15 protein-coding genes are annotated in these 20,028 nt (G+C 77.3%); 12 read left to right on the top strand and 3 right to left on the bottom strand.

The window, feature by feature from the left end; translation table 11 throughout:
- Positions 1-7 precede the first annotated feature (7 nt).
- From thrS to Q0789_RS06140, 9 genes are all read left to right on the top strand, one after another.
- Positions 8-2,005: a threonine--tRNA ligase gene (thrS, locus tag Q0789_RS06180; RefSeq protein WP_366917662.1), complete on the top strand. Its 1,998-nt coding sequence runs from the start codon at positions 8-10 to the stop codon at positions 2,003-2,005.
- Positions 2,002-2,616, top strand: a complete 615-nt coding sequence (locus Q0789_RS06175; RefSeq protein ID WP_298803191.1) for an HIT domain-containing protein — start codon at positions 2,002-2,004, stop codon at positions 2,614-2,616. Before thrS ends, Q0789_RS06175 begins: the two co-directional genes overlap by 4 nt.
- Before the next feature lie 112 nt (positions 2,617-2,728).
- The gene (gene pgsA, locus Q0789_RS06170; RefSeq protein WP_171203490.1) at positions 2,729-3,352 is read left to right on the top strand and encodes a phosphatidylinositol phosphate synthase; all 624 of its coding nucleotides are present in this window, start codon (positions 2,729-2,731) and stop codon (positions 3,350-3,352) included.
- On the top strand, positions 3,349-4,350 hold the full coding sequence (locus tag Q0789_RS06165) for a phosphatidylinositol mannoside acyltransferase (protein ID WP_298803188.1): 1,002 nt from the start codon (positions 3,349-3,351) through the stop codon (positions 4,348-4,350). The genes pgsA and Q0789_RS06165 overlap by 4 nt, the downstream gene beginning before the upstream one ends.
- Positions 4,347-5,540: a glycosyltransferase family 4 protein gene (locus Q0789_RS06160; RefSeq protein WP_298803186.1), complete on the top strand. Its 1,194-nt coding sequence runs from the start codon at positions 4,347-4,349 to the stop codon at positions 5,538-5,540. The genes Q0789_RS06165 and Q0789_RS06160 overlap by 4 nt, the downstream gene beginning before the upstream one ends.
- A gap of 11 nt (positions 5,541-5,551) precedes the next feature.
- Positions 5,552-6,265 (top strand): hypothetical protein, encoded by a 714-nt coding sequence (locus Q0789_RS06155; RefSeq protein WP_298803185.1) that lies wholly within the window; start codon positions 5,552-5,554, stop codon positions 6,263-6,265.
- 201 nt (positions 6,266-6,466) lie between these two features.
- A complete protein-coding gene (gene pdxS, locus Q0789_RS06150) occupies positions 6,467-7,423 on the top strand; it encodes a pyridoxal 5'-phosphate synthase lyase subunit PdxS (RefSeq protein WP_298803182.1) in 957 nt (318 codons plus the stop codon).
- A 191-nt stretch (positions 7,424-7,614) separates the two neighbouring features.
- On the top strand, positions 7,615-8,889 hold the full coding sequence (locus Q0789_RS06145) for a hypothetical protein (RefSeq protein ID WP_298803179.1): 1,275 nt from the start codon (positions 7,615-7,617) through the stop codon (positions 8,887-8,889).
- Positions 8,876-9,658 carry a class F sortase gene (locus Q0789_RS06140; RefSeq protein ID WP_298803177.1) on the top strand — a complete coding sequence of 261 codons (783 nt, stop codon included), beginning with the start codon at positions 8,876-8,878 and terminating at the stop codon, positions 9,656-9,658. Before Q0789_RS06145 ends, Q0789_RS06140 begins: the two co-directional genes overlap by 14 nt.
- A gap of 95 nt (positions 9,659-9,753) precedes the next feature.
- Here Q0789_RS06140 and panB read toward each other — a convergent pair whose 3' ends face one another.
- From panB to Q0789_RS06125, 3 genes are all read right to left on the bottom strand, one after another.
- Positions 9,754-10,629: a 3-methyl-2-oxobutanoate hydroxymethyltransferase gene (gene panB, locus Q0789_RS06135; protein WP_298803175.1), complete on the bottom strand. Its 876-nt coding sequence runs from the start codon at positions 10,627-10,629 to the stop codon at positions 9,754-9,756.
- On the bottom strand, positions 10,626-12,437 hold the full coding sequence (locus Q0789_RS06130; RefSeq protein WP_298803173.1) for an NAD+ synthase: 1,812 nt from the start codon (positions 12,435-12,437) through the stop codon (positions 10,626-10,628). The genes panB and Q0789_RS06130 overlap by 4 nt, the downstream gene beginning before the upstream one ends.
- Before the next feature lie 81 nt (positions 12,438-12,518).
- The gene (locus Q0789_RS06125; protein WP_298803171.1) at positions 12,519-14,159 is read right to left on the bottom strand and encodes an MFS transporter; all 1,641 of its coding nucleotides are present in this window, start codon (positions 14,157-14,159) and stop codon (positions 12,519-12,521) included.
- Between the two features lie 362 nt (positions 14,160-14,521).
- Here Q0789_RS06125 and Q0789_RS06120 point away from each other — a divergent pair, with 362 nt between their 5' ends.
- Genes Q0789_RS06120 through Q0789_RS06110 form a run of 3 tightly spaced genes read left to right on the top strand, consistent with a single transcriptional unit; the run spans position 14,522 to position 19,957 of the window.
- Positions 14,522-15,892: a glutamine synthetase family protein gene (locus tag Q0789_RS06120; protein WP_298803169.1), complete on the top strand. Its 1,371-nt coding sequence runs from the start codon at positions 14,522-14,524 to the stop codon at positions 15,890-15,892.
- Positions 15,893-15,926: 34 nt separating this feature from the next.
- Positions 15,927-16,880 carry a type 1 glutamine amidotransferase gene (locus tag Q0789_RS06115; RefSeq protein WP_298803167.1) on the top strand — a complete coding sequence of 318 codons (954 nt, stop codon included), beginning with the start codon at positions 15,927-15,929 and terminating at the stop codon, positions 16,878-16,880.
- On the top strand, positions 16,877-19,957 hold the full coding sequence (locus tag Q0789_RS06110) for a bifunctional [glutamine synthetase] adenylyltransferase/[glutamine synthetase]-adenylyl-L-tyrosine phosphorylase (protein ID WP_298803165.1): 3,081 nt from the start codon (positions 16,877-16,879) through the stop codon (positions 19,955-19,957). Before Q0789_RS06115 ends, Q0789_RS06110 begins: the two co-directional genes overlap by 4 nt.
- Positions 19,958-20,028: the final 71 nt, after the last annotated feature.

Here is a 20,028-nt window from a genome sequence, read left to right as displayed (position 1 = left end):
GCGCCGGGTGCCGCGGGGCGCGACGGCCTGGCAGGTCCTCGAGGGCGACCACCGCGGGGGGCGCGGCGACGACGCCGTCGTCGTCGCGCGGGTCGGCGGCGAGCTGCGCGACCTCGACGTCGAGGTCGCCGAGGGCGACGTCGTCGAGGCGGTGACGGCGGGCTCGCCCGACGGGCTGGCCGTGCTGCGGCACTCGGCCGCCCACGTCCTGGCCCAGGCCGTCCAGGCGGCGCGGCCCGACGCGCGGCTCGGCATCGGTCCGCCCGTCACCGACGGCTTCTACTACGACTTCGACGTCGAGGTCCCCTTCACGCCCGAGGACCTCCAGGGCCTGCAGAAGGCCATGGGCCGCATCGTCAAGGAGGGGCAGCGCTTCCGCCGCCGCGTCGTCACCGAGGAGGAGGCGCGCGCCGAGCTGGCCGACGAGCCCTACAAGCTGGAGCTCATCGGCCTCAAGGGCCCGGGCGGCGGGTCCGGTGCCGGCGAGGAGGTCGCCGAGGGCGCGTCCGTCGAGGTCGGCGGCGGCGAGCTGACGATCTACGAGAACGTCCGGCGCGACGGCTCCGTGGCGTGGCGCGACCTGTGCCGGGGCCCGCACGCGCCGTCGACGAAGGCGCTGGGCAACGCCTTCGCGCTCACGCGCTCCGCCGCCGCCTACTGGCGCGGGGACCAGGCCAACGCGCAGCTGCAGCGCGTCTACGGCACCGCGTGGGCCACGAAGGAGGGGCTCACCGCCTACGTCGAGCGGCTCGCCGAGGCCGAGCGCCGCGACCACCGACGGCTCGGCACCGAGCTCGACCTCTTCTCCTTCCCCGACGAGATCGGCTCCGGCCTCGCCGTCTTCCACCCCCGGGGCGGGGTCGTCCGCCGGGAGATGGAGGACTACTCGCGGCGCCGCCACGAGGAGTCGGGCTACTCCTTCGTCACGACCCCGCACATCACGAAGAAGGACCTCTTCGAGACCTCCGGGCACCTCGACTGGTACGCGGACGGCATGTTCCCGCCCATGCACCTCGACGAGGTGCGCGACGCCGACGGGACGCTGCGCCGGCAGGGCCAGGACTACTACCTCAAGCCGATGAACTGCCCGTTCCACAACCTCGTCTACCGCAGCCGGGGCCGCTCCTACCGGGAGCTGCCGCTGCGGCTCTTCGAGTTCGGCACGGTCTACCGGTACGAGAAGTCGGGCGTCGTCCACGGGCTCACGCGCGTGCGCGGCATGACGCAGGACGACGCGCACATCTACTGCACGCGCGAGCAGATGGCCGCCGAGCTCGGCAGCCTCCTCGACTTCGTGCTCGGCCTGCTGCGCGACTACGGCCTCGACGACTTCTACCTCGAGCTGTCGACCCGGAACCCGGACAAGTCGATCGGCAGCGACGAGGACTGGGAGGAGGCCACCGAGGCCCTGCGCCACGCCGCCGGCACGTCCGGCCTCGAGCTCGTGCCCGACCCGGGGGGCGCCGCCTTCTACGGCCCGAAGATCTCCGTGCAGGCGCGCGACGCCATCGGCCGCACCTGGCAGATGTCGACCATCCAGGTCGACTTCCAGCTGCCGCAGCGCTTCGAGCTGGAGTACCAGGCCGCCGACGGCACGCGGCAGCGGCCGGTGATGATCCACCGGGCGCTCTTCGGCTCGATCGAGCGCTTCTTCGGCGTCCTGCTCGAGCACTACGCGGGCGCCTTCCCGCCCTGGCTCGCGCCGGTGCAGGTGGTCGGGATCCCGGTCGCCGGGGACTTCGCGCCGCACCTGCACGACGTGGCCGCCCGCCTGCGCGCGCAGGGGGTGCGGGTCGAGGTCGACGACTCCGACGACCGCATGCAGAAGAAGATCCGCACGCACACGAAGCAGAAGGTGCCCTTCCTGCTCATCGCCGGCGCCGAGGACGTCGAGAAGGGCGCCGTGAGCTTCCGGTTCCGCGACGGCAGCCAGGACAACGGCGTCCCCGTCGACGAGGCCGTGGCGCGCGTCGTCGACGCCGTGCGCACCCGGGCGCAGGTGTGAGCGCCCCGGCCGGGGCGGGCGCCGCCGACGGCGGCCCGGAGGGCGGGGGACCGCAGGTCGACCCCGCCGAGTGGTACGCGGGCGAGGCCGACGGCTTCGAGCGCCTCTGGACCCCGCACCGCATGGCCTACATCGGCGGGGTGGACAAGCCCGCCGACGAGCAGGAGGGACCGCAGTGCCCCTTCTGCCGGGCGCGGGAGGGGGAGGACGCCGACGGGCTCGTCGTGGCCCGCGGCGAGGAGTGCTTCGCCGTCCTCAACCTCTACCCCTACAACCCCGGCCACCTCATGGTCTGCCCCTACCGGCACGTGGCCGCCTACGTCGACCTCACGGAGTCCGAGACCGTCGAGGTCGCCCGGATGACGCGCACCGCCCTGCGCGTGCTCGCCGAGGTCAGCGCGCCGCACGGCTTCAACCTCGGCGTCAACCAGGGCGCCGTGGCGGGGGCGGGCATCGCCGGGCACCTGCACCAGCACGTCGTCCCGCGGTGGGGCGGGGACGCCAACTTCCTGCCCGTCGTCGGCCGCACCAAGGCCGTGCCCGAGCTGCTGGGCGACACGCGGGCCAAGCTGGCGGCCGCCTGGCCGGCGCCCGACCGCACCCGGCCCTGACGACGCCGGCCCTGAGCACGCCGGACGAGAGCCCGGCTGCGAGCACCCCCGACCCGGGCGCCCCGCGCGGCGGTCCGACGCCGGTGGTGCACATGGCTAGGGTTCGCTGACCATGCTCAGCCGCTACGCCCGCGCCGTGATGTCCGCCGTGTTCACCCCGGTGGCGCGCGCCCTCGTGCGCCGCGGCGTCAGCCCGGACGTCGTCACGGTGCTGGGGACCCTCGGCGTCGTGCTCGCCGCGCTGCTGCTCCTGCCGGCGGGCCACCTCGTCGTCGGCCCCCTCGTCATCACGGCCTTCGTCCTGTCCGACACCCTCGACGGCGTCATGGCGCGCATGACGGGTCGCTCGGGCCCCTGGGGCGCCTTCCTCGACTCCACCCTCGACCGCGTCGGCGACGCCGCGATCTTCCTCGGCGTGGCGCTGTGGTTCCTCGGCGACGGGGCGAGCCCCGCCGCGGGGGTCCTGGCGCTCGTCTGCCTCGTGCTCGGCTCGGTCGTCTCGTACGCCAAGGCCCGCGCGGAGGGCCTGGGCATGACCGCCGACGTCGGCATCGCCGCCCGCGCCGACCGGCTCGTCGCCGTGCTCGCCGCGACCTTCTTCGTCGGCCTCGGCGCGCCGACGCTCCTGCTCGTCGTCGTGCTGGCCGTCCTCGCGGTGCTGAGCGCCGTGACCATCGGCCAGCGCGTGGCCACCGTGCGCCGCCAGGCGTCCGCGCTCGCCCGCCGCACCCCGTGAGCGCGCCGCTGCTGGTCGTGTGGCGCGCCGTCGCGGCCCTGCCGGAGCCCGTGGCGCGCACCGCCGGCGACCTCGCCGCCGACGCGGTGTGGCGGCTCGCCGTGACGCCGGGCGTGCGCGGCGCCCGGCCCCTCGCCGGCGTCCGGCAGCTGCGGTCTAACCTGGCGCTCACCGACCCGGGACGCCCGCCCCGGGCGGCACGACGGCTGCTGCGGGCGGCGCTGCGCTCGTACGCCCGGTACTGGGTCGACCTCTTCCGCCTCGAGCGGTGGCCCGAGGACCGGCGCCGCCGGGCGGTGCGGCTGGAGGAGGACGACGCCCTGCGGGCCGCGCTGGCGGACGGCCGCGGCGCCGTCGTCGCGCTGTCGCACTCCGCGAGCTGGGACGTCATGGGCGCCTACGCGGCGCTGGAGCTGGCGCCGGTGACGACGGTCGCGGAACGGCTGGCCGACGACGACCTGCACGCGGCCTTCCGCCGGGTCCGCACCGCCCTCGGGGTGGAGGCCCTGCCGCTCAGCGGCGGCGCGCCGCCGCTGCCCGCCCTCGTGCGCCGCGTGCGGGCGGGGGGCTTCGTGCCCCTGCTCGTCGACCGCGACCTCGGGGGCGCGGCCGTGGAGGTCGACCTGCTCGGCGGGCGCGCGCGCGTGGCCTCGGGGGCGGCGGCCCTCGCCGACCTGGCGGGCGCCCCGCTGTTCGCTCTCGAGGCCTGGTACGACCGCGACCCCTCCGTGCCCGGGGGCTGGGTGGTGCGCGGCCGGCCGCACCCGGTCGAGCGCGTCACCGACGGCCCCCGGCCCGAGCGTGTGGCCCGCACCACCCAGCGCGTCGCCGACGTGCTGGGCGCCGCCGTGGCGCGCCACCCGCAGGACTGGCACGTGCTGCAGCCGGTGCTCCTCCCGCCGACCGCCGGGACGCGGACCGCCGGGACGCCGACCGCCGCGGCGCCGGCGCCGGCGCCGGCGCGGGCGGGCTCGGGCGAGGGCTCGGGCGCGTCGTGAGGATCGGGGTCGTCTGCCCGTACGCCCTCGACGTGCCGGGCGGCGTCCAGCTGCACGTGCGCGACCAGGCGCGCGAGCTGCGGCGCCTGGGCCACGAGGTGGGCGTGCTCGCCCCGGGCGGGGAGCGGGGACCCGCCGCGTCGCGCGACGACGGCGAGCCGGGGGAGCCCGGCCTCGAGCTGGCCGGCCGCGTCGTCGCCGTGCCCTTCAACGGGTCGGTCGCGCGCCTGTCCTTCGGCCCCGTCACCGCCGCCCGGGTGCGCCGCTGGCTGGCCGCCGGCCGCTGGGACCTCGTCCACGTCCACGAGCCGGCGTCGCCGAGCCTGGGCCTGCTCGCCCTCCTGGCCGCCGAGGTGCCGGTCGTCGCCACCTTCCACAGCGCGCTCGAGCGCTCCCGGGCCATGCGGGCGGCCCAGCCGCTGCTGCGGCCGGGCTTCGAGCGCATCTCCGCGCGCGTCGCGGTGAGCGAGGACGCGCGCCGGACCGTCGTCGAGCACCTCGGCGGCGACGCCGTGGTCGTCCCCAACGGCGTGCGGGTGGACGACTTCGCCGGCGCGGCGCCGGACCCCCGGTGGCTGGGGGCGCGGGCAGGGAGGCCCCCCGTGCTCGGCTTCCTCGGCCGCCTCGACGAGCCGCGCAAGGGCCTGGCCGTGCTGGCCGCGGCCCTGCCGCGCCTGCGCGCCGCCCACCCCGGCCTGCGCGTGCTCGTCGCCGGTTCCGGGGACGGCGAGGCGCTCCGACGGCTGCCCGCCGAGGACGCCGCCGCGCTGGAGCTCCTGGGCCCGGTGAGCGAGGAGGGCAAGCGGGCGCTGCTGGCCTCGGTCGACGCCTACGTCGCCCCGCAGACCGGCGGGGAGAGCTTCGGCATCGTCCTCGTCGAGGCGATGGCGGCCGGCGCGCCGGTCGTGGCCAGCGCCCTGCCGGCCTTCCGGCGCGTGCTCGCGCAGGGGGAGCTCGGGGCCCTCTTCGCCGTCGGCGACCCCGACGCCCTCGCGGCCGCCGTCGCGGGCGCCCTGGACGACCCCGCGGCGACCGCGGCCCGCCGCGCGGCGGCCGCGGCGGCGGTGCGCCGCTACGACTGGGCGGTCGTCGCCGACGAGCTCGTCGCCGTCTACGAGACGGTGCTGCGGGGCAGCCGGGCGGAGGCCCGCGCGTCCGTCCCGCCGACCCGCCGCGGCGGTGCGCGGTGAGGGGCGCCCTCGTGGCGGCGGCCGGCCCGGCCGCGGTGCTCGTCGACGTCCGCCTCCTCGTGCTGGTGCCCCTGGTCGTCCTGGGGCTGGCTCTGGCGGCGCTGCTGCTCAGCACGGCGGCCCGGCGCCTGGACCGCCTCCACCGGCGCGCCGACGGGGCCCGGGCGGCCCTCGTGGAGCAGCTCGTGCGGCGCGCCGCGGCCGCCGACCGGCTGGCGCGCAGCGGCCTGCTCGACCCGGCGTCGTCGGTGCTCCTCGCCGTCGCCGCCGCCGACGCCCTCGGGGAGGGCGAGGAGGTCGGGGACACCGCGACCGAGCGCCCGGACGAGGAGGGAGCGCACGAGGGGGCGAGGGTCGGGGAGGGACGCCGGGAGGTGGGCCGGGACGACGGCCGGCGGGACGCGGGCGCGGCGACAGGGCCGGGACGGCTGACGGCCGAGCGCGAGCGGGCCGAGAGCGACCTGTCGGCCGCGCTGCGGGCCGCGCTGCCGCCCGAGGTGCTCGTGCCCCTGGGGCAGGACCCCTCGGCGGCGCCGCTGCTCGAGGACCTGGCCGCGGAGTGCCGCCGGCTGCGCCTGGCCCGGAGGTTCTCCAACGAGGCGCAGGTGCAGGTGCGCCGCCGCCGGCGCAGCCGGCTCGTGCGGTGGGGCCGCCTCGCCGGGCGCGCGCCGGAGCCGCGCACCTTCGAGGTCGACGACGAGCCGCCCCCGGGCCTGCTGCCCTGAGCCCGGTGGCGCCCCCGCGCGACGCCCCTCCGCCCTCCTCCCGGGACGCGTCGGGGGCAGCGCGCCCGGCGACGGGGGAGGGCGGCCCCGGGCCTACCATGAGGACGCGGTGAGGCGGCCCCCGCCGCCGCGCCCGCCCGCGGTCGAGCGGCCCCCGCCCGACGCGACGCCCCCACCCGTCCGTAGACCTGCGAGGTACCGGTGCCCACGCCCGAGACGACCCAGCCCGCCGCCGCCCAGCCGCCCACCGGGCCGGGGGAGAGCGCCCGCGACAGCGCGGCCCGCGGCACCGCCCGGGTCAAGCGCGGCATGGCCGAGATGCTCAAGGGCGGCGTCATCATGGACGTCGTCACGGCCGAGCAGGCGAAGATCGCCGAGGACGCCGGCGCCGTCGCCGTCATGGCCCTCGAGCGCGTCCCCGCCGACATCCGCGCCCAGGGCGGGGTGGCCCGCATGAGCGACCCCGACCTGGTCCAGGGCATCGTCGACGCCGTCTCGATCCCCGTCATGGCGAAGGCGCGCATCGGCCACTTCGTCGAGGCGCAGGTGCTGCAGAGCCTCGGCGTGGACTACGTCGACGAGTCCGAGGTCCTCACCCCCGCCGACTACGTCCACCACATCGACAAGTGGCGCTTCACGGTGCCCTTCGTGTGCGGCGCGACGAACCTCGGCGAGGCCCTGCGGCGCATCACCGAGGGCGCGGCCATGATCCGCTCCAAGGGCGAGGCGGGCACCGGCGACGTCTCGAACGCCACGGGCCACATCCGCACCATCCGCGGCGAGATCGCCCGCCTCACGTCGATGAGCAGCGACGAGCTGTACGTCGCCGCCAAGGAGCTGCAGGCGCCGTCCGAGCTCGTCGCCGAGGTCGCGGCGGCCGGGAAGCTGCCCGTCGTCCTCTTCACCGCGGGCGGCATCGCCACGCCGGCCGACGCCGCGATGATGATGCAGCTGGGCGCCGAGGGCGTGTTCGTCGGCTCCGGCATCTTCAAGTCGGGCAACCCGGCCGACCGGGCCGCGGCCATCGTCAAGGCGACCACCTTCCACGACGACCCCGACGTCGTGGCCAAGGTCTCCCGCGGGCTCGGCGACGCGATGGTCGGCCTCAACGTCGACGCCATCCCCGAGCCGCACCGCCTGGCCTCGCGCGGCTGGTGAGGCGGCGGCCGGCTCTCGGGCCGGCCACCCCCCGCCCACGACCCCGACGCCCCGTCCACCCCCGGGTGGGCGGGGCGTCGTCCGTCACCGCACCGAGATGTCGGAATCCTCCGGTCCGGACGGTGCGCGGCCGATAGGTTCTCGACGCCGCGGGCCGCCACGCGCCCGCCTCGACCCCCGAAGGGGCCTCCATGCCGCGCACGACCACCCGCCGAGCCGCCGCCACCGGGCTCGGCGTCCTGGCCGCCACCACCGCCCTCGCCCTCGCCGCGCCCAGCGCGACGGCGGCCTCGTCCTCCTTCGTGCTCGACCCGGGGCAGGACGTGGCGTTCTCCGCCTACGGCACGCCGCTGGACGTCGACCAGGCGGACGAGCTGGACGCGACGCCGGTCGACCTGGTCCAGGACGGCACGGTCGTGGTGCAGCTGCCCGACCTGGCCGTGAACCACGGCGAGGTCGAGGCGGTGCTGGTCCCGGCTGAGGCGTTCGAGGACGCCTACGAGTCGGGTGCGGACCCCCGCCGGGAGGCGATCCGTCTCGCGGACGACCTCGAGCCCCAGGTCGACGGGACCGTGCTGACCGTGGACCTCCCGGCCGACGACCCCGCGCTCGTCGACGTCGACGACGTCTACCTGCTCGTCGACGGCCTGGAGGTGCTCGAGTTCCCCGAGGCCCCGTCCTTCGAGGTGCTCGTCCCCCTGGACCTGGACCCGACCGACCGGGCCGCCGACCTCGTGCGGTCGCCGGCCGAGGTGGACGCGACCTACCTCGACGCCGTCGCCTCCGTCGAGGAGCCGGTCGCCGCCCAGGTCGGTGAGACCTTCGAGGTCGTCCTCCCGAGCACGTCGAGCCTGCAGGAGCTCGGTGTCGCGGACCTCGACGGGCTCGACGGCTTCGTCATCCCGCTCACGACCGAGGGCGACGACGACGGGGTCGACCTCGAGCTCGAGTCGCTCGCCGACTCCTTCGCCGTGCTCGGCGCCGAGGGGTCCGACGAGGTCGGGACCGCGTCGGGCGCCGACCTGGCCCGCGCCCTCGCCGAGGCCGCCGGGGAGCACTCGGCTGGCTCTCTCGGCGGCGCGACGGCGCTGGCCGTCGAGGACGGTGACGAGAGCGAGGACGCGACCGCCACCGTGCGGGCGTCGGAGGACCTGGAGCCGGGGACCTACCTCATGGTGCTGTTCCCGCCGACCACCGACGACGCCGTCTCCGTCGTCGCCCTCGGCGAGCTCGAGCTGGCAGCGGCGCCCGCGCCCGCGCCGGCACCCACGCCGACCGTCACGGTCACGGCTCCCGCGCCCGCTCCGGCGGCGCCGTCGGGGCAGAACCCGGGCCTGCGCTCCAACACGGGCGTCGAGGGCGGCGGCGCGGACGGCGGCCTCGTGGCCGTCGGCGCCGGCCTGCTCGCCGTCGCCACCGTCGGCGGGGCCGCGGCCCTGCGCACGGGGCGCCGTGGGCGCGCCTGACACCGGCTCCCCGGTGGGCGCCGGCGCTCCCCGCGGGGAGCGCCGGCGCCCGCCGCGGCGCGCTGCGGCCCTGGTCGCGGCGGGGCTGCTGGCCGTCACGGGGGGGTGCCTCCTCGCTGCGGGCCTGACGGGGGAGGAGCCCGAGCTCGGGGCCGCAGGCACGTCGGCGCAGGGCGCCGCCGCGCCGGAGCCCGCCCTCACCGTGGCCCCGCGCACGGAGGGGGCCACGGCGCCGGAGGAGGAGCCGCAGCTGACGGCGGTGGAGCCGCAGCCGACGGCGGCGCCGGCCCAGGCCGCGGACGCCGACGTCCGCCTGCGCGTGCCGTCGGTCGGCATCGACCTGCCCGTGCACCCCCTCGAGCCGGACGGCGGGGCCATCAACCCGCCGACCATGACGGAAGCGTACTGGATCGACCCGTACGGCCGGCCGGGGGCGGGGGCTTCCGCACCGGACAACACGGTCTACATCGCCGCCCACTCCTGGAGCCGCGGCGAGGCCGCCTTCGACCCGCTGCTCGACGCCGACTTCCGGGGCGGTGCGGTGGGCCCCGGGGACCGCGTCGAGGTCGAGACCCCCTCCGGCACCGCCGAGTACGCGATCACCGACGTGCGCCGCTACGGCAAGGGCGAGCTGCCGGACGCCGACGAGGTCTGGGCCGTCCACCCCGGCCGCCTGGTGCTCATCACGTGCTTCCAGCGCGAGGACGGCGGCCGCTCCACCGAGAACCTCGTCGTCACGGCCGAGCTGGCGGGCGACGCGGCCCGCTGAGGCGCCACCGGGCCAGGAGCCGTCCACGAGCGTGACCGTGCACGGTCACGCTCGTGGACGGCTCCTGCTCGTCGGGGCCCTCGCCGCAGTGCGGCTCAGTCCGTGAACTCGTGCTCCGCCGCGGGGAAGGAGCCGTCCTCGACGTCCGCCGCGAAGGCCGCCGCGGCACGGCCCAGCTCGCCGCGCAGGTCGGCGTAGCGCTGGACGAACCGGGGCGTGCGGCCTCCGCCGAGCCCGGCCATGTCGGTGACGACGAGCACCTGGGCGTCCGTCCCGGGTCCGGCACCGATGCCGACCACGGGCACGGCCAGCTCGCGGGCCAGCCGCGCGGCGACCGCGGACGGCACCATCTCGACGACGACGGCGAAGGCCCCGGCCGCCTCGAGGGCCCGGGCGTCCGCGAGCAGGCGGTCGGCGTCGTCGCCGCGCCCCTGGACGCGGTAGCCGCCCAGGGCGTGCTCGGACTGCGGGGTGAAGCCGACGTGGCCCATGACGGGCACCCCCGCGTCGACGAGCGCGCGCACCGACGGGGCGACGGCGGCGCCGCCCTCGAGCTTGACGGCCGCGGCGCCGCCCTCCTTGAGCATGCGCACACCGGTGGCGAGCGCCTGGGCGGGGCCCGCCTGGTAGCTGCCGAAGGGCAGGTCCGCGACGACGAGCGCCCGCGCCGTCCCGCGCACGACGGCCCGCACGAGGACGAGCATCTCCTCGACCGTGACGGCGAGCGTCGACGTCTGCCCGAGCACGGTCGTCCCCGCGGAGTCGCCGACGAGCAGCACGGGGACGCCGGCGTCGTCGAGCGCGGAGGCGGTGAGCGCGTCGTAGGCCGTGAGCATCGCCCAGCGACGGCCCTCGGTCTTCCACCGCCTCAGGGTCGTCGTCCGGACGACGCGGGGGGTGCGGGCGGGCGCCGCCGCGGGGTCGGCGGGCGTCGCCGGAGCACCCCCGTAGGGCGCCGGTTGCTCGCTCACTCGTCCTCCTCGCGCCAGTGCGTCGTGATGGGCAGGCGGCGGTCGCGCCCGAAGGCGACGGCGGTCGTCTTCGGGCCGGGGGCGCCCTGGCGCCGCTTCCACTCGGCGCGGTCGACGAGGCCGACGACCTTCTCCACGTCGTCGAGGGCGTGGCCCGCCTCGAGGAGCTCCGAGCGGCCCATGGCCCGGACCACGTAGTCCTCGAGCAGCGCGTCGAGGACGTCGTACTCGGGCAGGGAGTCCTGGTCGGTCTGGTCGGGGCGCAGCTCGGCCGACGGGGCCTTGGTGATGGAGGCCTCGGGGATCGGCTCCCGCTCGCCGCGGGCCCGGGCGTCGGCGTCGCGCCAGCGCGCGAGCCGCCACACGTCGGTCTTCGCGACGTCCTTGAGCGGCGCGTACCCGCCGACCGAGTCGCCGTAGATCGTCGAGTAGCCGACGGACAGCTCGCTCTTGTTCGACGTCGTCAGGACGAGCTGGCCCTCGGAGTTCGAGACGCCCATGAGCAGCGTGCCGCGCACCCGCGCCTGCAGGTTCTCCTCGGCGACGCCGCTCATCGGCACGTTCGCGAGGAAGGCCTCGACCATCGGCGCGATGGGGTGCACGCGGTAGTCGATGCCGAGCCGCTCGGCCAGGTCGTCGGCGTCGCTGCGCGAGTGCTCGGTCGAGTACGAGCTGGGCATGGAGATGCCGACGACCCCGTCCGGTCCCAGCGCGTCGACGGCGAGGGCGGCGCAGACCGCCGAGTCGATCCCGCCGGAGAGCCCGAGGAGCACCTGGCGGAAGCCGTTCTTGCGGACGTAGTCGCCGAGGCCGAGGACGAGCGCGGCCCACAGCTCGGCCATGTCCTCCAGCGGCTCCGCGAGGGGCGCGGGCACCGGCTCGCGCGCGGGTGCGGGCTCCTGCGAGACGACGACGCGCTGCACCCGCTCGACGTCGGGCGGGCTCGGGTCGCCCTCGGGGAGGTCGAGGTCGACGACGAGGAGCTGCTCGGCGAAGGCCTCGCCGCGGGCGAGCACCTCGCCGCCCGGGGCCACGACGACGGAGCCGCCGTCGAAGACGAGGTCGTCCTGGCCGCCGACGCTGTTGACGTAGGCGAGGACGGCCTCCGCCTCGCGGGCGCGCCGCCGGCACAGCGCCAGGCGGGTGTCGTCCTTGGCGCGCTCGAAGGGGGAGGCGTTGAGGACGACGAGGAGCTCGGCGTCCGCCTCGCGCGCGGCCGCGACGGGGCCGCCCTCCTGCCAGAGGTCCTCGCAGACGGCGACGGCGACGTCGACGCCGCGCACGCGGGCGACGAGCAGGTCGCGGCCGGGCACGAAGATGCGGAACTCGTCGAAGACCCCGTAGTTGGGCAGGTGGTGCTTGGCGTACCGGCCGACCTGCCGCCCGCCGTGGAGCAGCGCGGCGCAGTTCTGCGGCAGGCCCTTCGGGACGCCGGTGGCGCCGCTCTCGCTGCCGGCGGACTCCTCGCCGCCGCCCTCGCGCTGCCCGCGCCCGGCCGCGCTGACGCCCTCGGCGACGGGACCCGAGGCTCGGTCGACGTAGCCGACCAGGACGGGCAGGTCTCCCAGGCCGTCCGCGGCGAGGTCCTCGGCGAGGCGGCCGACGGCGGCGCGGGAGGCGTCGACGAAGGATCGGCGCAGCGCCAGGTCCTCCACCGGGTACCCGGTGAGCGCCAGCTCGGGCAGGACGAGGAGGTCGGCGCCCGCCGCCGCGGCCTCGGCGGCCGCGCGCCGGACGAGCGCCGCGTTGCCGTCGAGGTCGCCCACGGTGGTGTCGACCTGGGCCAGGGCCAGGCGCAGGGAGGGCATGCCGCGAGCGTAGCCACGCGGCGCCCGGCCCCCGCCCGGTCGCTCGGCGGCTCGGCGGCTCGGGGGCTCGGGAGGAGGGGGCTAGGCGGAGGCGTCGGCGCCCTCGTCGGCCCGCTGCTCGCGCCGCTCGGCGCGCAGGTCGGCGACGGCCGGCACGAGGGCGAGCAGGACGAGCACCACGGCGACCGCCAGGCTGGCCGACAGCCCCGCCCCGTAGGCGCTCGCGTCGCCCCCGCCGCCGCCCCCACCGCCGGGGACCCCGCCGCCGGTGCTCCCGCCGGAGGCTGCGACGACGCCGAAGTAGACGGCGCCGACGAGGGCGATGCCGACGGACGAGCCGATGCGCTGGCTCGTCTGCAGCACCCCGCTGGCCGAGCCCGAGCTCCCCGGCTCCACGACGGACAGGGTCAGGGTCGTGTTGGGGGAGATGACGACGCCGCTGCCCGCGCCGCCGACGAGGAGCGGGACGACGAGGACGAGGCCGAGCTGCCAGGGCTCGAGGGAGCTCGAGAGGGTCGCCACGATAGCGAGCACCCCGAGGAGCCCGACGGCCACCGCCGTCAGGCCGCCGACGACGAGCCGGCGGCCGAGCCGCTCGACCGCCCTCCCGGCGATGACGGGGGTGATGGCGCCGCCGACGGCGAAGGGCGTCTGGGTGAGGCCCGCCGCCAGGGGCGACATGCCGAGGCCGTCCTGGAGGTAGATGGACAGGACGAAGAAGATCGTCGTGAAGCCGGTGAAGTAGACGAGCCCCACGAGCACGCCGTTGCGGTAGCGGCTCGCGCGGAAGAGGGACAGGTCGACGACGGCGTCCCGCCCGGTGCGCCCCCGACGCTGCTCCCACCGCACGAAGGCCACGGCGAGCGCCGCGGACGCGACCCACAGGGCGACCCAGGCCAGCGCCGGGGGCTGCTCGAGCAGGGGCAGGAGCAGCGCGGTGAGGGTGAGGGCCAGCAGCGCGACGCCGACGAGGTCCACCTTCGGGCGGGGCCCGCCGTCGTCCGCCGGCCGACTCGCCGGGAGCCACCGCAGCGCCAGGACGACGCCCGCGAGGCCGATGGGGATGTTGACGAAGAAGACGAGGCGCCACGACGACGGGTCGGGGTCGACCGAGAGGATGGTCCCGCCGAGGAGGGGGCCGACCGCCGTCGACAGCCCGATGCTCGTGCCGAGCAGGCCGAAGGCGCGCCCGCGCTCGGGGCCGGAGAAGAGCGACTGGATGAAGGCGGCCACCTGGGGCTGCAGGAGGCCGCCGCCGACGCCCTGCAGCAGGCGGAAGGCGAGCAGCCAGCCGGGGGAGGGCGCCAGGCCGCACGCGAGGCTCGCGAGGGTGAAGGTCGCGAGGCCGGCGACGAAGACGCGTCGCCGTCCGTGCGCGTCGCCCAGGCGTCCCGCCGGCACGAGCACGAGGCCGAAGGCCAGCGCGTAGCCCGACAGCACCCACTGCAGGTCGCTGCCGCTGGCGCCGAGGTCCTGGCTGATCGAGGGGAGCGCGACGTTGATGATCGAGACGTCGAGCAGCGTCATGAAGCCCGACACCAGGCAGACCGCCAGCGCCTTCCAGCGACGCGGGTCCTGGCCCTGCTCGTGACCGCGCTCGGACCCCTCCTCCTGTCCCCGGCTCTCGCCCCCGCCGCTGCGGGGACGCGGGGGGCGGCTCTCGTCGCGGCCGTCGCCGGGCTCGGGATGGGCCTGCGAGGACTGCCGGGGGGTGCTCGTCACGCCGGGACGGTATGCCGGGGCACGCGTCTCCACCCCTCGGGGGCGCGCCACCGCGGGCGCCGCGGGCGGCGACGTCGTCGGTGACGGGCTCGCGGGCGACGGGCTCTCGGGGGACGGGCTCTCGGGGGACGGGCTCTCGGGGGACGGGCTCTCGGGGGACGGGCTCTCGGGCGACGGGGTCGCGGGCTACCGGGTCGCCGGGGCGGGCCGCTGGCAGGATGGGCGCCGCGCCCGCGGGCGCACCGCGCACGTCGCCGGGACGAGGTCCGCACGACCACGCCCGGCGGCCGGTGGCCCGCCCGCTCGGGCCGCCGCGCCCGAGGGGCGAGCGCGGTCCGGCACCGGCGAAGGGATGGGGACGGATGGACCGCCAGCAGGAGTTCGTGCTCCGGTCGATCGAGGAGCGCGACATCCGCTTCGTCCGGCTGTGGTTCAGCGACGTGCTGGGCGGCCTGAAGTCGGTGGCCATCGCGCCCGCGGAGCTCGAGGGCGCCTTCTCGGAGGGCATCGGCTTCGACGGCAGCTCGATCGAGGGCCTGGCGCGGCGGTCGGAGGCCGACATGATCGCCCGGCCCGACCCGTCGACCTTCCAGGTGCTCCCGTGGCGCGGCGACGGCGGCAGCGCGGGCACGGCGCGGATGTTCTGCGACGTCCTCACGCCCGACGGGGAGCCGGCGCTCGCGGACTCCCGCAACGTGCTCAAGCGCACCCTGTCGCGGGCGGCGGAGAAGGGCTTCACCTTCTACACGCACCCCGAGATCGAGTTCTACCTCTTCCGCGGCACGCCCGCGGACAGCGTGGGCGACGGTCGGACGGACCCGGTGCACCCGCCGGTCCCGGTCGACACCATGGGCTACTTCGACCACGTGGCCGGGGGCGCGACCCACGACTTCCGGCGCGCGGCGATCGCGATGCTCGAGGCCATGGGCATCTCCGTGGAGTTCAGCCACCACGAGGCCGGCCCCGGGCAGAACGAGATCGACCTGCGGTACGCCGACGCGCTGACGACGGCCGACAACGTCATGACGTTCCGCACGGTCGTCAAGGAGGTCGCGCTGCAGCAGGGCGTCTACGCCTCCTTCATGCCCAAGCCCCTGGCCGACCAGCCGGGCAGCGGCATGCACACGCACCTGTCCCTCTTCGAGGGCGACCGCAACGCCTTCCACGAGCCCGGCGCCAAGTACGAGCTCAGCGCGACGGCGCGCCACTTCATCGCCGGCCTCCTGCGCCACGCGCCCGAGACGACGCTCATCACGAGCCAGTTCGTCAACAGCTACAAGCGGCTCTGGGGCGGGTCCGAGGCGCCGTCGGACATCGCCTGGGGGCACAACAACCGCTCGGGGCTCGTCCGGGTGCCGATGTACAAGCCCGGCAAGGCGCAGTCGGCGCGCGTGGAGCACCGCGGCATCGACGCGGCCGCCAACCCCTACCTCGCCTACGCCGTCCTGCTCGCGGCCGGCCTCAAGGGCGTCGAGGAGGAGTACCCGCTCGCCGACGGCGTCGAGGAGGACGTGGCCCTGCTGTCCGGGGCCGAGCGGCGCGCGATGGGCATCGGGCAGCTGCCCGCCAGCCTCGACCACGCCATCTCGCTCACCGAGGGCAGCGAGCTCGTCGCGGAGACGCTGGGGGAGAGCATGTTCGAGCACGTGCTGCGCAACAAGCGTGCCGAGTGGGTCGACTACCGGGCCCAGGTGACGCCCTTCGAGCTGCGCCGCTTCCTCTCCTGGCTCTGAGGCCGACGACGTGACGGGCGGCGAGGGGGCCGGCGTGGGGCACGAGGGCACCGGGCGCGAGGGCACTGGGCGCGAGGGCACTGGGCGCGCCGGCGGCAGTCGCGAGAGCTCGGGTCGCGAGGGCTCGGGTGCGGACGAGCCGCTGCGGGTGCTCGTCGTCCAGCACGAGGACGTGTGCCCGCCGGCGGTGCTCGGCGACGCGCTGGTGCGGGAGGGCGCGGTCGTCGACGTCGTCCGCCCCGACCTCGGGCAGCCGCTGCCGTCCTCGCTCGGCCGACGGGGCCCCGGCCGTCGCCACGGCGGCCACGACGCGCTCGTCGTCCTCGGCGGCACGTCAGCGGCTGACGACGACGCGCGCTGGCCGTGGCTGCCCGCCGTGCGCGCCCTGCTCGCCGCCTGCGTGGCCGACGGCACGCCCGTGCTCGGGGTGTGCCTCGGCGCCCAGCTGCTGGCCCGCGCCACGGGCGGCCGCACCGGGCCGGCGCCGCGGGGGCCCGAGCACGGGGTCCTGCCGGTGCTGCCGGTGGACGGCGTCGAGGACGACCTGCTGTCTGCGGTCGGCGGGGACGGCCCGTGGCGCGCCGTCCAGTCCCATGGCGACGCGGTGCTGGAGCTGCCGGCGGGCGGCGAGGTTCTCGCCACGTCGGCGGCGTGCGACGTCCAGGTCTTCCGCGTCGGTCGGGCCCGCGGGGTGCAGTACCACCCGGAGGCCACCGGCGAGGTCGTCGCCGCCTGGTGCGATGACGACGACGTCCGCCGCCAGCTGGCCGCCGGCGGGCTGACCGTCGAGGGTGTCGTCGGCGCGGTCGCCGAGGCCGAGCCCGAGCTCGCCGAGGGCGCCCGCCGGCACGCGCGGGTCCTGCTGGCGGAGGCGGCGGCCGCCCGTGCCGAGCGCTCGCCCGGGGCGCCGGCGGGCGAATCCGTGCGGCCGACGGCTCCCGCGCCGGCGGTGGCGGCGGCTGCGGCGACGAGCGGGGCGCCGGCGTGAGCGCCCCGACCGTCTCGACGGCGCTGCTCGCCCGCCGCGGCTTCACCGACCCCGGTGCGGCGCAGCGCGTCCTGGCGGAGCAGGCGACAGGGGCGGTCCTCCGGCGCTGGGGCGCCGTCGAGGGCGCAGCGCGGCCGCCGGCGCGCGGCGGGGCGCGCCGTCCTCCCGCGCCGTCGGCGTCGCTGCCCCCGCAGGAGGCGGCAGAGGAGCTCGTGCAGGTCCTCGGGGCCTCCCCCGACCCCGACGCGGCGCTCCGCGCCGTCGCCCGGATGGCCGAGCACCCGGGCTCGCCGGCGCTGCGGCTGCTCTCGGTGCCCGGCCCCGGCCGTGACCGGCTCGTCGCCGTCCTCGGCGGATCGTCGGCGCTGGCCGACGGGCTCGTGCGCCACCCCGGCGACGCCGAGGTCCTCGAGGAGGACGACGTCCCCGTGCCCGGCGAGGCGCTGCGCGCCGAGCTGCTGCGGTGGGTGGGCGCCGACCCGCAGGACCCGGCTCCCGTGGCGGCGCCGGAGGCCACGGGCGACGACCTGCGCCGCGCCTACCGGCGCCGCCTACTCTCGCTCGCCGGGCGCGACCTGGCCGCCCGCACCCCGGAGCGCCGCGTCGGCGACGTCGGCCGCGAGCTCGCCGACCTCGCGGGCGCCGCCCTGGAGACGGCGCTCGCGCTCGCCCGCCGCGACGTGGGCGAGGAGCACCGCGCCGCGCGCCTCGCCGTCATCGGGATGGGCAAGTGCGGGGGGCGCGAGCTCAACTACGTCAGCGACGTCGACGTGGTCTACGCCGTCGAGCCGGGGGAGGGCGCCTCGGAGGAGCAGGCCGTCGCCGTCGGCACGAAGCTCGCGCGGCTGCTGGCCAAGCACTGCTCGGCGTACACGGCCGAGGGCGCCCTGTGGCCCGTCGACGCGAACCTGCGGCCCGAGGGCGGCGCCGGCCCGCTCGTGCGGACGCCGGAGAGCCACCGCGCCTACTACGAGCGGTGGGCCAGCACGTGGGAGTTCCAGGCGCTCCTCAAGGCGCGGTACGTCGCCGGTGACGCGGAGGTCGCGGCCACGTACCTCGCGGCGGTGCGCCCCTTCGTCTGGGAGGCCGCCCAGCGCCCGGGCTTCGTCACGGACACCCAGGCGATGCGCCGCCGCGTCGAGGACCACATCCCGGCCAAGGAGGCCCCCCGCCAGCTCAAGCTCGGCCCCGGTGGCCTGCGCGACGTCGAGTTCAGCGTCCAGATGCTGCAGCTCGTGCACGGGCGCGCCGAGCCGCGGCTGCGGAGCGCGACGACGCTGGACGCCCTCGAGGCGCTGGCGACCTACGGGTACGTGGGCCGCGGCGACGCCGGCGCCCTCGACCGCGCCTACCGGTGGCTGCGGGTGCTCGAGCACCGGCTCCAGCTGTCGCGCCTCGTGCGCACGCACGTCCTGCCCACCGGCGAGGGGGACCTGCGCCGCCTCGCGCGGGCCGCCGGCCTCGACGGCGAGGCGGCGCTCGAGGAGCGCTGGCAGCAGACCCGCACGACCGTGCGGCGCCTGCACGAGCGGCTCTTCTACCGGCCGCTGCTGGGGGCCGCCGCGCGGCTGTCGACCGAGGACGTGCGGCTGGGCCCCGAGGCGGCCCGCGAGCGGCTGCAGGCCCTCGGGTACCGCGACCCGGCGGGGGCGCTGCGCCACCTCGAGTCGCTGACCGCGGGTGTGACCCGGCGGGCGTCCATCCAGCGCCAGCTGCTGCCCGTGCTGCTGGGCTGGTTCGCCGACGGGGCCGACCCCGACTCCGGGCTCCTGTCGTTCCGGCGGCTGTCGGAGTCCCTCGGCGGCACCCACTGGTACCTGCAGATGCTCCGCGACGACGGCGTGGCCGCCGAGCGCCTCGCCAACCTCCTCACCGGCAGCCGCATGGCGGCCGACCTTCTGCTGCAGGCGCCGGAGGCGGCCCGGTGGCTCGAGGGCGAGTCCGAGCTGCGCCCGCGCCCGTACGAGCAGCTGCGCGCCGAGGTCGGCTCCGTGCTGGCGCGCCACCGCGACCCCGTCGACGCCGTCACCGCGGTGCGCGCCGTCCGGCGGCGGGAGATGACCCGCACGGCCGTCGGCGACCTGTCCGGCGTCGTCACGCTCGACGAGGTGGGCGAAGCGCTGTCGGCCGCGACGCGCGTCGTGCTGCAGGGCGGGCTGGTGGCCGCCGTCCGCGCCGTGTCGGCGCGGCTGGGGGAGCCCCTCCCGGTGCGCATGGCCGTCGTCGGGATGGGCCGCCTCGGCGGGCGCGAGCTCACCTACGCCAGCGACGCCGACGTGCTCTTCGTGCACGAGCCGCGCGACGGCGCCTCCGAGCAGCAGGCGCAGGACGTCGCCGTCGCCGTGGCGGGGGAGGTGCAGCGCCTCCTCAAGTCCCTCGGCCCCGAGCCGGCGCTCGAGGTCGACGCCGCGCTGCGCCCGGAGGGCCGGAACGGCCCGCTGTCGCGCTCGCTGTCCTCCTACGCCGCCTACTACGCGCGCTGGTCGGACGTGTGGGAGGCCCAGGCGCTGCTGCGCGCCGAGGTCGTCGCCGGGGACGCCGAGCTCGGCGCCGCCTTCACCGCCCTCGTCGAGGGCGTGCGCTACCCCGCCGGCGGGCTCGACGACGCGCGGGTGCGCGAAGTGCGCCGCATCAAGGCGCGCGTGGAGTCCGAGCGGCTGCCCCGCGGCGTCGACCCGCGCCGGCACGTCAAGCTCGGGCCCGGCGGCATCTCGGACGTCGAGTGGACGGTCCAGCTCCTGCAGCTGCAGCACGCCCACCGCGTGCCCGCGCTGCGGACGACGTCGACGCTCGGCGCCCTCGCGGCCGCCACCGCGGCCGACCTCGTCGCGGCCGAGGACGCCGACGTCCTCGAGGACGCCTGGCGCTGGGGCTCGCGCGTGCGCGCCGCGATCGCCCTGTGGACCGGGCGCCCCGGCGACGTCGTCCCCACCGACCTCGACGACCTCGAGGGCGTCGCGCGCCTCCTGGGGATGCCGACCGGTTCCGCCGGCGCGCTGGACGACGAGCACCGCCGCCGCACCCGCCGGGCGAGGGCGGTCGTCGAGCGGCTGCTGTTCGGGTGGGAGGACGACTGACCTAAGCAGGACGGTCACCAAAAGGGCCAGAGCTGGACTCGCATCAGTCAGCTAATGTCACTGCGTCACTC

Source organism: uncultured Pseudokineococcus sp., assembly GCF_947499845.1.
GTDB lineage: Bacteria > Actinomycetota > Actinomycetes > Actinomycetales > Quadrisphaeraceae > Pseudokineococcus.
The sequence above is the reverse complement of the archived record's forward strand: the minus strand, read 5'-3'. Positions and strand labels throughout refer to the sequence as shown.

What these genes read in the sequence shown, in the direction of transcription:
- pgsA (WP_171203490.1), top strand. Translation starts at nt 2,729, where the DNA reads ATGCTCAGCCGCTACGCCCGCGCCGTGATGTCCGCCGTGTTCACCCCG.
- Q0789_RS06145 (WP_298803179.1), top strand. Translation starts at nt 7,615, where the DNA reads ATGCCGCGCACGACCACCCGCCGAGCCGCCGCCACCGGGCTCGGCGTC.
- Q0789_RS06130 (WP_298803173.1), bottom strand. Translation starts at nt 12,437, where the DNA reads ATGCCCTCCCTGCGCCTGGCCCTGGCCCAGGTCGACACCACCGTGGGC.
- Q0789_RS06120 (WP_298803169.1), top strand. Translation starts at nt 14,522, where the DNA reads ATGGACCGCCAGCAGGAGTTCGTGCTCCGGTCGATCGAGGAGCGCGAC.